Source organism: Caulobacter zeae (assembly GCF_002858925.1).
Lineage (GTDB): Bacteria > Pseudomonadota > Alphaproteobacteria > Caulobacterales > Caulobacteraceae > Caulobacter > Caulobacter zeae.
On record NZ_PJRS01000041.1, the window covers coordinates 1 to 11,444 of the forward strand.

The following is an 11,444-nucleotide window of genomic DNA, read 5'->3' on the forward strand; positions in this document are numbered from 1 at the left end:
GTCCAGAACCCTCCCTCACGATACATACCCCTGCCGCGGGGTGGAGCAGCCCGGTAGCTCGTCAGGCTCATAACCTGAAGGTCACAGGTTCAAATCCTGTCCCCGCACCCAAATTCTTCTACGTAAAGCCCCCAGTCCAAAGCTGGGGGCTTTCGTCGTTTCGGGATCTGTTTTCGACCTGGCGGCGTCGCTTCGTGTTGCCTGACCGATTTCATATTTGACGATCTAGTTCATATATGATGCCTTGTCGGCAGGCGCTCCGTCAGAGGGCGCGGCCGGGAGGAGACGTCTCATGACCCAGGACCCCACAGCACGCGATTCAAGAGGCCGGGAGGGCCTCGCGCCGCTGGTGCTGATCGTCGCGCTGTTCTTTCTGTGGGGCGTGGCCAACAACCTCAACGACGTGCTGATCCCGCACCTGAAGAAGGCCTTCTTCCTCACCGACCTGCAGTCCGGCCTGGTGCAGTCGGCCTTCTATCTGGGCTACTTCTTCCTGGCCCTGCCGGCGGGCCTCCTGATGCGCCGCTACGGCTACAAGGCCGCCGTGATCGTGGGCCTTGTGCTGTTCGGGGCGGGGGCGCTGCTGTTCTGGCCGGCGGCCGAGCTGCGCCGCTACGAGCTGTTCCTGAGCGCGCTGTTCGTCATCGCCTCGGGCCTGGCGTTCCTGGAGACCTCGGCCAATCCGCTGATCACCGTGCTGGGGGATCCGGCCAAGGCCGAACAGCGGCTGAACCTGGCCCAGGCCTTCAATCCGCTGGGCGCGATCACCGCCGTGGTGGTCGGCCGCCAGTTCATCCTGTCGGGCGTGGAGCCGACGAAAGCCGAATTCGCGGCCATGACGCCGGCGCAGCTGTCGGCCTTCCAGGCCGCCGAGGCGCAGTCGACCCAGATCCCGTACCTGATCATCGCCGCCGTGGTGCTGACCTGGGCGCTGCTGGTGGCCTTCACCCGCTTTCCGGTCCAGGCCAGCCGTCCGAGCGCCGACGCGCCGGAAGACAAGGCCGACAAGCCGATCCTTGGCCTGTTCTCGCGCCCGCGCTTCCTGTTCGGGGTGGCGGCGCAGTTCTTCTATGTCGGCGCCCAGGTGGGCGTGTGGAGCTACATGATCCGCTACGGCCAGGACCAGGTTCCGGGCATGGGCGAGAAGACGGCGGCGGCCTATCTGTCGTGGTCGCTGGTCGGCTTCATGGCCGGACGCTTCGCCGGCACGGCCTTGATGAGCCGGGTCGATCCCTCGCGGCTGATGGCGCTGTTCGCCGCCGCCAACGTGGCCTTGACCCTGGTGGCCGTGTCGGTCGGCGGGCGCACCGGCCTGCTGGCCCTGGCGGCCACCAGCTTCTTCATGTCGATCATGTTCCCGACCATCTTCGCCAGCTCTCTCAAGGGTCTGGGGCCGCTGACCAAGACCGGCTCGTCGTTCCTGGTGATGAGCATCGTCGGCGGGGCGGTGCTGCCGGCGGCGATGGGCGCGCTGTCGGACGCCAGCTCGATCCGGACGGCGATCCTCGTGCCCTGCGCCTGCTTCGCCGTGGTCGGCCTGTTCGCGATCACCGCCCGCCGGCGCGAGGTGAGCGCCCACGACGCCGTTCTGGTCGGAGGCCACTGAGGATGATGGACGTTCTGGTCTGCGCGGCGCCGGGCGAGCTGGTGCTCGAGCGGAGGCCGACGCCGACGCCTGGCCCGGACGAGGTGCTGTTGCGTGTGCGCAGGGTAGGGGTGTGCGGCACCGACATGCACATCTATCGCGGCACCCAGCCCTACCTGTCCTATCCCCGGGTGATGGGCCACGAGCTGTCGGGCGAGGTCGTGTCGGCGCCAGCGGGCGGCGGCCTGGCGCCAGGCGACCATGCCTATGTCATGCCTTACCTGTCGTGCGGGACGTGCGCGGCCTGCGCCAAGGGCAAGACCAACTGCTGCATGAACATCCGGGTGCTGGGCGTGCACATGGACGGAGGGCTGGCCGAGTACCTGGCCGTGCCGCAGGGTTTCGTGCGCAAGGTCGAGGGCGTGGGCCTGGACGAGGCGGCCATGGTCGAGTTCCTGGCCATCGGCGCCCACGCCGTGCGGCGGGCACGGATCGAGCCGGGGCAGAGCGCCCTGGTGGTCGGGGCGGGGCCGATCGGCATCGCCGCGGCCCTGTTCGCCCGGCTGGCCGGGGCGCGGGTGACGGTGCTGGACGGCCGCGAGGACCGGCTGGGGTTCTGCGCCGAGCACCTGGGCGTCGAGCGGACGCTGACGGTCGGCGAGGATACGGCGCAAGCGCTGTCGACCCTGACCGACGGCGCGTTCTTCGACGTGGTGTTCGACGCCACCGGCAATCCGGCGGCCATGCAGCAGGGGTTCGCCTATGTCGGCCACGGCGGCAGCTATGTGCTGATATCGGTGGTGGCGGCCGACATCACCTTTTCCGACCCGGAGTTCCACAAGCGCGAGATGTCGCTGCTGGGCAGCCGCAACGCCACGATCGAGGACTTCGACCACGTGCTGGCGGCGATCCGCGCGGGCCTGGTGCCGACGGCGGCGCTGAACAGTCACAGGGCCGACCTGCGGGATCTGGCGCAGGCCCTGTCGGGCTGGATGGAGCCGTCGGCCGGGGTGATCAAGGCCATCGTCGCGTGCTGATCGACGCCCACTGCCACGTCTGGCGGATCGGACGGAACGACCATGAATGGCCTGCGGCGGACCTGCCGGCGATCCATCGTGATTTCGGGCTGGACGACCTGCGCGCGGCGGGCGGGCCCGATAGCGTGGTGCTGGCGCAGTCGCAGCCGAGCGAGCGCGACACCGCCTGGCTGCTGGAGCTGGCGGCCGCCGATCCGATTGTACTGGGCGTGGTCGGCTGGACCAACCTGGCCGCGCCAGATGCGCCGGCGAAGATTGCGGCGTTGGCCGGGTATCCCAAGCTGAAGGGCCTGCGGCCGATGTTGCAGGACCTGGCGTCCGACTGGATCCTGGATCCGGCGTTGGAGCCGGCGATCACGGCGATGGTGGAGGCCGGCTTGGCCTTTGACGCCCTGGTGCGGCCGCGCCATCTGTCGTCCTTGCTGGCCTTCGTGCGGCGCTGGCCGGAGCTGCGGGTGGTGATCGACCACGGCGGCAAGCCGGCGATCGGGGAGGGGAGGCTTGATCCCTGGCGGGACGACATCGCCGCCCTCGCCGCCGAGCCGGGCGTGCACTGCAAGCTGTCGGGCCTGCTGACCGAGGCCGGCGACCGCCCGACCGTAGAGTTGGTCGCGCCCTATGCTGCGCATCTGCTGGAGGTCTTCGGCCCCGAACGGCTGATGTGGGGCAGCGACTGGCCGGTGCTGAACCTGGCCGGCGACTACGCGGCCTGGCGGGACACGTGCGAGGCCTGGGTCCCGTCGGCCGGGCGAGCGGCGCTATTTGGCGAGACGGCGCGACGATTCTATCGCTTATAGAAGCCATGTCCGACGCGCCCGCCAAGAAGCGAGAATATCGCGCTCCCGCCCTGGAAAAGGGCCTCGACGTGCTGGAGCTGCTGGCCGCGCACCGGGGCGGCCTGACCCTCGCGCAGATCTCGGCGGCGCTCGATCGCTCGTCCAGCGAGCTTTTCCGGATGGTCCAGGTGCTGGAGGCGCGGGGCTATGTCGGCCGCGCCGCCGACGAGGACGGCCTGGTGCTGACCAACAAGCTGTTCGCCCTGGGCATGACCCGGGCGCCGGCCAAGGACCTTCTGGAAGCGGCGCTGCCGGAGATGAGGGCCTCGTGCCAGGTCACCGGCCAGTCGTGCCACCTGGCCGTGGCCAGCGGCGACCAGATGGTGGTGGTGGCGCGCATGGAGGCCCCGGGCGACCAGGGCTATTCGGTGCGCGTGGGCTATCGCCGCAAGATCGTCGAGGCGACCTCGGGCCTCGTCCTGTTCGCCTTCCAGCCTGAGCGGGTGCGCGAGCGCTGGGGCGCGCAACTGCGCGACGGTGCGACCAAGGCGGCCTGGGAGGCCTTCCTGGCCGCCGCCGCTCAAGCCCGCAAGGACGGCCATGTGCAGGCCGCCAGCTACGTGACCTCGGCGGTGATCGACCTGTCGGTGCCGGTTCACGGGGCCGACGGCGTGGTGGCGGCGCTGACCTGCCCCTATGTCGACACGCCCAGCGCCATCTCGATGCCCGACACCATCGCCAACCTGCAACGCCACGCCGCCGCCATCAGCGCCGAGATCGGCCCGACGGCGCGCAACGGGATCTAGGGAAGCCCAGCCAGATCCCGGTCCATGGCCGCGCCGTCGAAGGGCACGACGATGATCTTGCTGCCATGGCCGTTGTTTCCGGTCTGGTCGTCCTTGGGCGTGTCGACGACGGCGAAGGTCATAGCGACGACGTGGCCGTTCTCCATCACCACGCCGGGGCGTTCGAGCTTGTTCCAGTTGTTCTTCGTGCCGTCGGCGTAGCGGATGAAGTCGGCGCCGGGCTCGTAGGCCAGGCCCTGGACGCGCCAGCCGGTGATCCCGTCGCGCGAGACCAGGTGGTAGGCGCGGCGCTCGCGCCACTGGTTGACGACGATGTGGTAGAGGCCGCCGCTGAACCACAGCACCGGATCCTCGAAGGCGCGCATGTCGCGCTGTGGCACGCCGTCCAGGCCGCGATAGACGCTGTCGCCCATCACCGTGTAGGGGCCGAGGATCCCCGTCCTGCTGATCAGGATCTGGCCCGAGCGCGGCACGATCTGGTAGGCGCCGTCGGGGCGCAGCAGGACGCTGAAATTGGCCGGCTTGGCGGGCGTCGCCGTGGGCGTGTCGCGCAGGGCTGCGTCGCCCGGCGTCTTGACCAGCTGGAAGCGGCTCTGGTCGAGGCTGATGGTTCCCAGCTGCGTCCAGGGGCCGTCGAGGCTGTCCGACACGAAGACGTCGCCGCCGCGCGTTTCGCTGACCACGACGGCGTAGCGGCCGTCGTGCAGCTTCAGGGCCGTGACGTTGTGGCCAAGGCCGCCCTGGTTATCGGGCCAGGTCAGGCCGCGGTCGCGATAGGGACCAAAAAGGCTGTCGCTGATCGCGCTGACCCCCAGGGACCGGCCCCAGGCCTTGTGGCCCAGCGCCTGGTCCCAGCGGCTGGCGAACATGCGGTACTTGCCGTCGGGGCCTTTCAGGATCTGGCCGTCCCAGTAGTTCCACCGGGCCATCGAGAGGTCTTCGAGGCCGTTGCGGGGATCGCGCGGGCCGACCTCGGCTGCGCCCCAGGCCGTCGTCGACAGCTTGGCGCGCGGCATGGGCTTGAAGTAGCCGATGAAGGGCTTGGGCCCGAGCGTCGGGACGACTTCCGTTGCAGCGGGGGCGGCCGGGACCTGAGCCGCCGCGACGGCGGGCAGGGCGACCGGAGCCAGGACCAACGCCGCCGCCAGGGCCAGCATGCTTGAACGCGACGACATCGAGCTACTCCGCTTGAACACCTGGCGCGTCATGCCCGCTTCAGCACGCCGTCGCGGGCGGCCAGCCGCACGCGCTGGCCCTTCTTGAGGTCGAGATCCAGCGTCGAGCCTGCCAGGACCACGGTGTGCCTGCCGGCCTCCTTTGCGGTCAACACGGCCTCGGTCAGCTTGCCGCCGCTCCACCGCACGTCGACGGCGATCGCGCCACGGGCGCGCAGGCCGGTCATCCGGCCGGTGGGCCAGCTCTTGGGCAGGGCGGGCAGCAGGTAGATGCCGTCGTTGCGGCTTTGCATGACCAGCTCGGTCATGCCCGAGGTCCCGCCGAAATTGCCGTCGATCTGGAACGGCGGGTGGGCGTCGAACATGTTGGGATAGGTGCGTTCGGGGCCCAGCAACAGCTTGAGAATGCTGTGGGCGCGGTCGCCGTCGCCCAGGCGGGCCCAGAGGTTCAGGCGCCAGGCGATGGCCCAGCCGGTCGAGAGGTCGCCACGGGTGACCAGCGAGGTCCTGGCGGCCTTGGCGAGATCCGGCGTGGTGTCGACCGAGATCTGGTCGGACGGGAACAGGCCGTAGAGGTGCGAGACGTGGCGGTGATGGATGTCGTTGGCGTCGGCGTCCCAGTCCTCCTGCCACTCCTGGAGCTGGCCGTCCTTGCCGATCTTGTAGGGGGCGAGCTTGTCGCGGGCGGCCTTCACCTCAGCGACGAAGGCGGCGTCGGGACCGAGAATGGCCTCCGCCTTCAGGCAGTTGTCGAACAGGTCGCGGATGATCGCCTGGTCCATGGTCGGCCCGGCGACCAGGGACGAACCGTGGCCGTGGTTGTTCTCGGGCGAGATCGACGGGTTGGTGACCAGAACGCCGAATTTCGGGTCGACCACCAGGGTGTCGAGGAAGAAGCGGGCCGAGCCCTTCATCAGCGGATAGACGCGGGCCAGGTAGGCCTTGTCGCGGCCGTAGTCGTAGTGGTCCCAGACGTGCTTGCACAGCCAGGCGCCGCCGGTGGGCCAGACGCCGAACTTGGCGCCGTCGATGGGGCCGGTGGCGCGCCACAGGTCGGTGTTGTGGTGGGTGACCCAGCCGCGCGCGCCGTACATGGCCCTGGCCATGCGCTCGCCGGTCTGGGCGATGTCGGAAACCAGCGCGATCAGCGGCTCGACCAGTTCGGGCAGGTCGGTCGGCTCGGCCGGCCAGTAGTTCATCTCGGTGTTGATGTTGATCGTGTACTTGCTGCCCCAGGGGGCGAAGGTCTTGTCGTTCCAGACGCCTTGCAGGTTGGCCGGCTGGCTGCCGGGGCGCGAGCAGGCGATCAGCAGGTAGCGGCCGTACTGGAAGTACAGCGCCTCCAGCGACGGATCGTCGGTGGTCGGCGACTGCCTGATCCGCTCGTCGGTGGGCAGGAGATCGGCGCGGGTGCGGCCGAAGTCGACGCTGAAGCGGCGGAAGAGGGCGCGGTGATCGGCCTGGTGCTCGGCCAGGATCTTCGCCCAGGGCTTGCCGGTAAGCGTGGACAGCGTGGCCTTGTTCAGCGCGACCGGGTCGCCCGAGACGTCGTCATAGCGGCGATAGCTGGTGGCGGCGGCGATCAGCAGCAGCACCTCGTCGGCGCCCTTCACCGACAGCTTGCCGTCAGCGCCCGAGACCTGGCCGCCCTTGGCGCGGACCTCGACCCGCGTCTCGAAGGTCAGGCGGGCGTCGATGCCCTGCGAGGCCTCGTTCTTGCCGGCCAGGATCAGGTGCGCGCCTTCCACCGACGAGACCGGCTTGGACTTCAGCGGCGAGCTGAACGACAGGTCGACATCGATCGCGCCCTTGCGGCCGGCGGTCAGGCGCACGGCGATGACGCCGTCGGGATGGCTGGCGATCACCTCGCGCAGATAGCTGACGCCGCCGGCGGTAAACCGGGTCGTGGTGATCGCACCGTCGAGGTCGAGGTCGCGGACATAGCCTTCGACGGCGTCGGACAGGCCGGGGAAGTCGAGCTTGAGGTCGCCGATGGTCTGGTAGGACATCTGGCGCTTGGGCAGGGCCATGAACTTGGCCTCGGCCAGGTCGGTGGCCTTGGCGTAATCGCCGGCGTTTATCAGGCGGCGGATCTCGGGCAGGGCGGCGTTGGCCTCGGGATTGATCGGCTCGTAGGGGCCGCCCGCCCACAGGGTGTCTTCGTTCAGTTGCAGGCGTTCGGCCGCCACGCCGCCGAACACCATGGCGCCCAGCTTGCCCGAGCCGACGGGCAGGGCCTCGACCCATTCCTTGGCCGGCTGGCGATACCACAGGCGCGGGGCGGAGGTCTTGGCCGGCGCGGCGCGCACGGGCGAGGCGGCGACCAGGGAGGCGCCGGCGGTGGCGGCCAAAGCGGTTCTGCGGGTCACATTCATCTTGTCGCCGTGCCTCGTTCTGAACTCGAAAACAATCGTGGTGTCGGGAAGAGCGGCCGGAAGGTCAGGGCTGCTCGGAAAGGGCGAAGATCCGGCGCATGTCGCGCCACTTCTCGTCGGACGCAGAGCCGGGAAGGGGCTTCTGGAAGGCGGACATCAGCCGCTCCCAGGCCCGGACGTCGCGAGAGTCCATGTCGGCGGCGGCCTTGGCCTGCGGCGAGAAGTCGGGCCCCGCCTCAATGAGCATGAACAGCCGGTCCTGGACGCGCCAGATCTCCATCTCGAGGATGCCGGCCGCGCGGATCGACGCGACCACGGGCTCGGGAACCGCGCCGGGGCGGTGCCAGGCCTCGTAGCGGGCGATCAGGTCGGCGTCGTCCTTGAGGTCGAGGGCGAGGCAGCGGCGCACGTCAGTTGATCCAGCCGCCGTCGATGATGTGGATCTGGCCCGTGGTGAAGGCCGACTCGTCGCTGGCCAGATACAACGCCAGCTGGGCCAGCTCTTCCGGCTTGCCCAGGCGCCCCATCGGCTGGCGGGCGGTGAAGGCCTTGTGGGCGGCCTCGTAGTCGCCGGTGTCGGCCAGGCGCTGGTTCAGCGACGGCGTGTCGACGGTGCCCGGGCAGATGGCGTTGCAGCGTATCCCCTGGCCCACGAAGTCGGCGGCCACGGCCTTGGTCAGGCCGATCACCGCGGCCTTGGTGGCGCCGTAGGCGAAGCGACCCGGCACGCCTTTGATCGAGCTGGCCACCGAGGCCATGTTGACGATCGAGCCGCCGCCGGCCGCCAGCATGGCCGGCAGGAAGGCGCGGATGGCGCGGTACTGGGCCGTGACGTTGAGGTCGTTGGAGAAGGCCCAGGCCTGTTCGTCACAGTCGAGGATCGTGCCCGAATGGACGTAGCCGGCGCAGTTGAACAGCACGTCGATCGCGCCCAGCTCGGCGGCCAGGGCGTTGATGGCGTCGGGATCGCGGACGTCGAGCCGGCGGCCTTCGCAGCCTTCGATGCTCGCCAGCAGGTCGGCGTTGAGGTCGGTGGCGATCACCCGCGCGCCTTCGCGGGCGAAGAGCTCGGCGCTGGCCTTGCCGATGCCCTGGGCGGCGGCCGTGACCAGGGCGGTCTTGCCTGAAAGTCTTCCCATCGGTGTCGCCCCTTAACTCACGCGTCGCAGCGGCAGGCAGGCCGGACCGATCGGGTCGAAGGCCTTGTAGGTGAGGATGAATTCCTGGTGGCCCAAGGCTTCGGACACCGTCCGCGCGCCGCCGGCCACGGCCAGCACCAGGTCGAAGATCTCGTCGCCGACCTCGTCGAGCGTGCCGCGGCCCTCCATGACCCGGCCGGCGTCGACGTCCATGTCGCCGGAGAGCTTTCGGTAGGTCTCGGGATTGGCGCAGACCTTGATCACGGGCGAGATCGCCGAGCCCACCACCGAGCCGCGCCCGGTGGTGAACAGCGTCAAGTGCGCCCCGCAGGCGATCAGCTCGACGATCTCGGCGTTGTCGGAGATGTTGGGAAAGCCGAACCGCGCCTCGCCGTCGGGCACCACGTCGAGCAGGTAGAGGCCGCCGCTGACCGGCTGGTCGCCGGGCTTGAGGATGCCGACGATCGGGGCCGAGCCGGACTTTGAGTAGGCCCCCATCGACTTTTCTTCCTGGGTGGTCAGTCCGCCCTCGGCGTTGCCGGGCGCGAAGCTGCCGTAGCCCATGACGGTGTAGTAGGCTTCGGCCTTGCGGACGCTGGCCTCCAGTTCGATCCCGAGTTCCGGCGTGATCGCGCGATCGGCCATGATCTTCTCGCAACCGACCAGCTCGCCAGTCTCTTCGAATACGCAGGCCGCGCCGGCCGCGCCCAGGCGGTCGAAGGCCCGGCCGACGGCGGGATTGGCGGTGATCCCGCTGGTGCCGTCCGAGCCGCCGCAGATGGTGCCGATCACCAGTTCGGATACGTCCATGGGAACGCGCGGAGCCTGGTCGGCAAGGGCCTTCAGGCGGGCCACGGCCTCGACGCCCTTGCGGATCGTCTCGGCGGTGCCGCCGCTTTCCTGGATGACCAGCACCTCGACTGGGCGGCCGCTGGCGGCGATCGCGGCGCGCAGGGCCTCGCGGTTGAAGCTCTCGCAGCCCAGAGAGATCAGCAGCACGCCGCCGACATTGGGATGCGCGCCGATCGCCTGCATGACCTTCAGCGCATAGGCGTTGGGATAGCAGCCGGGGAAGCCGATCAGGTGGACGTCGGTGTCGTCGCTCTTGGTCACGATGGCGCGGGCCACGTGGTGGGCGCACTCGACGAGATAGGCCACCGCCACGACGTTGCGGATCCCCTTGCGGCCGTCGGCGCGCAGGTAGCCGGTGAGCGCGCTCATGACGGGTCCTCGCCCGTGGCCTGGCCAGTGGCTTGCCGCGTGTGGCTGGCGATGTAGTCGCTCTTCATGTTGTGCATGTGGACGTGGGCGCCCGGCGGGGCGGCAGCGGTCATCGAGCCAATCGGCGCGCCGTACTTCAGCACCTTGTCGCCGACGGCGAGGGCATGACGGGCGATCTTGTGACCGACGGCGACGTCCTGCGGCGCGGCCAGCACCGCGCCGTCGATCTCGATCGCCTGGCCGGACTGGATCGCGGCGGCCAGCACGAGGACGTTGTCGTCCGGATGCAGCAGGATCGGTTTCACGCGGCGGCTCGCGAGGCGGGCGTCGGCGCGCCTGGATGCAGCAGGCCTTCGGCGCGCAGGTCGCTCCAGAGGGCGGCGGGAAGCGGGGTCTCCATCCAGGCGATGGCGTCGGCGACCTGGGCCGGGCTGGCCATGCCGGGGATCACGCTGGCCACGGCCGGGTGGGCGAGGGGGAATTGCAGGGCTGCGGCGGCCAGCGGGACGCCGTGGGCGGCGCAGACCCGGCGCAGGCGCTCGACCCGCGCGATGATCGCCGCGTCGGCTAGGGCGTAATTGTAGTGGATCGGTCCGCCGGCGGGCGTCTCGACCAGGGCGCCGGAGTTGAACGGGCCGCCGACGATGATCTTCACGCCGCGCTGCTCGCAACGGGGCAGGAAGCCGTCCAGAGCGGTCTGTTCCAGCAAGGTGTAGCGGCCGGCCAGCAGGAAGACGTCGAAGTCCGCATGGTCCAGGGCCTCGTCGCAAACCGCCTGCTCGTTTACGCCCAGGCCGATCGCGCCGACCGCGCCCGCGTCCTTCAGCTCGCGCATGGCCTTGTAGCCGCCGTCCAGGAAGGCGCGCATGTGGTCGGGATGATCTTCGCCGTGGGTGTCGCGGCCCAGGTCGTGGGCCAGCAGGATGTCGACGCGGTTGCGTTGCAGCCGTTGGAGGCTGGCCTCGAACGACCGCATGACGCCGTCGTAGCTGTAGTCGAACACCGGCTCGAACGGGGCGGCGTCGACGAAGCCGTGGCGTTCGCGGGCGGGGGAGGCGATAGGCTGCAGCACCCGGCCGACCTTGGTGGAGATGATGGCGTCACAACCGGCCAGCGCCTCGCCGTGGCGGGTCTCGCTGAGGCCGAAGCCGTAGTGCGGGGCGGTGTCGAAATAGCGGATGCCCGCGGCCAGGGCCGCGTTGATCACAGCCTGGGCCTGGGTGTCGGAAACGGCGGCGTAGAGGTTGCCCACGGCCGCGCCGCCAAAGCCCAGTCGCGGCAGCCGCGCCAGGGCCTGCGATCGCTCTTGGGCGACATCCATTCGCGTTTC

11 protein-coding genes and 1 tRNA gene are annotated in these 11,444 nt (G+C 69.7%); 5 read left to right on the plus strand and 7 right to left on the minus strand.

The annotated features are described in order from the left end of the window. Window positions 1–34 precede the first annotated feature (34 nt). From SGCZBJ_RS19450 to SGCZBJ_RS19470, 5 genes are all read left to right on the plus strand, one after another. Window positions 35–111: transfer RNA gene (locus SGCZBJ_RS19450), tRNA-Met, on the plus strand. A gap of 181 nt (window positions 112–292) precedes the next feature. Next, window positions 293–1,606: an L-fucose:H+ symporter permease gene (fucP, locus tag SGCZBJ_RS19455; protein WP_101719603.1), complete on the plus strand. Its 1,314-nt coding sequence runs from the start codon at window positions 293–295 to the stop codon at window positions 1,604–1,606. Between the two features lie 2 nt (window positions 1,607–1,608). Further along, window positions 1,609–2,622, plus strand: a complete 1,014-nt coding sequence (locus SGCZBJ_RS19460) for a zinc-binding alcohol dehydrogenase family protein (protein WP_205685426.1) — start codon at window positions 1,609–1,611, stop codon at window positions 2,620–2,622. Then, a complete protein-coding gene (locus tag SGCZBJ_RS19465; protein ID WP_101719604.1) occupies window positions 2,616–3,419 on the plus strand; it encodes an amidohydrolase family protein in 804 nt (267 codons plus the stop codon). The genes SGCZBJ_RS19460 and SGCZBJ_RS19465 overlap by 7 nt, the downstream gene beginning before the upstream one ends. A 5-nt stretch (window positions 3,420–3,424) precedes the next feature. Then, the gene (locus tag SGCZBJ_RS19470) at window positions 3,425–4,204 is read left to right on the plus strand and encodes an IclR family transcriptional regulator (protein WP_101719605.1); all 780 of its coding nucleotides are present in this window, start codon (window positions 3,425–3,427) and stop codon (window positions 4,202–4,204) included. On the opposite strand, the gene SGCZBJ_RS19475 is transcribed toward SGCZBJ_RS19470, so the two are convergent. The 7 genes from SGCZBJ_RS19475 to SGCZBJ_RS19505 all read right to left on the minus strand — a co-directional run bounded on the left by SGCZBJ_RS19475 (window position 4,201) and on the right by SGCZBJ_RS19505 (window position 11,435). After that, the gene (locus tag SGCZBJ_RS19475; RefSeq protein ID WP_133149299.1) at window positions 4,201–5,379 is read right to left on the minus strand and encodes a glycoside hydrolase family protein; all 1,179 of its coding nucleotides are present in this window, start codon (window positions 5,377–5,379) and stop codon (window positions 4,201–4,203) included. The two genes, SGCZBJ_RS19470 and SGCZBJ_RS19475, sit on opposite strands and share 4 nt — an antisense overlap. 29 nt (window positions 5,380–5,408) lie before the next feature. Further along, window positions 5,409–7,754 (minus strand): glycoside hydrolase family 95 protein, encoded by a 2,346-nt coding sequence (locus tag SGCZBJ_RS19480; RefSeq protein ID WP_101719607.1) that lies wholly within the window; start codon window positions 7,752–7,754, stop codon window positions 5,409–5,411. A 64-nt stretch (window positions 7,755–7,818) separates the two neighbouring features. Then, entirely contained in the window at window positions 7,819–8,163 is a 345-nt protein-coding gene (locus SGCZBJ_RS19485) for an L-rhamnose mutarotase (protein ID WP_101719608.1), read from the minus strand. Window position 8,164: 1 nt separating this feature from the next. Next, a complete protein-coding gene (locus SGCZBJ_RS19490) occupies window positions 8,165–8,893 on the minus strand; it encodes an SDR family oxidoreductase (protein ID WP_101719609.1) in 729 nt (242 codons plus the stop codon). A 12-nt stretch (window positions 8,894–8,905) separates the two neighbouring features. Then, window positions 8,906–10,114, minus strand: coding sequence for a UxaA family hydrolase (locus tag SGCZBJ_RS19495; protein WP_101719610.1), 1,209 nt, complete (start codon window positions 10,112–10,114; stop codon window positions 8,906–8,908). After that, window positions 10,111–10,419: a UxaA family hydrolase gene (locus SGCZBJ_RS19500; RefSeq protein WP_101719611.1), complete on the minus strand. Its 309-nt coding sequence runs from the start codon at window positions 10,417–10,419 to the stop codon at window positions 10,111–10,113. The genes SGCZBJ_RS19495 and SGCZBJ_RS19500 overlap by 4 nt, the downstream gene beginning before the upstream one ends. Beyond that, window positions 10,416–11,435 (minus strand): aldo/keto reductase, encoded by a 1,020-nt coding sequence (locus SGCZBJ_RS19505; RefSeq protein WP_205685427.1) that lies wholly within the window; start codon window positions 11,433–11,435, stop codon window positions 10,416–10,418. The genes SGCZBJ_RS19500 and SGCZBJ_RS19505 overlap by 4 nt, the downstream gene beginning before the upstream one ends. Window positions 11,436–11,444: the final 9 nt, after the last annotated feature.

What these genes read in the sequence shown, in the direction of transcription:
- fucP (WP_101719603.1), top strand. Translation starts at nt 293, where the DNA reads ATGACCCAGGACCCCACAGCACGCGATTCAAGAGGCCGGGAGGGCCTC.
- SGCZBJ_RS19460 (WP_205685426.1), top strand. Translation starts at nt 1,609, where the DNA reads ATGATGGACGTTCTGGTCTGCGCGGCGCCGGGCGAGCTGGTGCTCGAG.
- SGCZBJ_RS19470 (WP_101719605.1), top strand. Translation starts at nt 3,425, where the DNA reads ATGTCCGACGCGCCCGCCAAGAAGCGAGAATATCGCGCTCCCGCCCTG.
- SGCZBJ_RS19475 (WP_133149299.1), bottom strand. Translation starts at nt 5,379, where the DNA reads ATGTCGTCGCGTTCAAGCATGCTGGCCCTGGCGGCGGCGTTGGTCCTG.
- SGCZBJ_RS19480 (WP_101719607.1), bottom strand. Translation starts at nt 7,754, where the DNA reads ATGAATGTGACCCGCAGAACCGCTTTGGCCGCCACCGCCGGCGCCTCC.
- SGCZBJ_RS19490 (WP_101719609.1), bottom strand. Translation starts at nt 8,893, where the DNA reads ATGGGAAGACTTTCAGGCAAGACCGCCCTGGTCACGGCCGCCGCCCAG.
- SGCZBJ_RS19495 (WP_101719610.1), bottom strand. Translation starts at nt 10,114, where the DNA reads ATGAGCGCGCTCACCGGCTACCTGCGCGCCGACGGCCGCAAGGGGATC.
- SGCZBJ_RS19505 (WP_205685427.1), bottom strand. Translation starts at nt 11,435, where the DNA reads ATGGATGTCGCCCAAGAGCGATCGCAGGCCCTGGCGCGGCTGCCGCGA.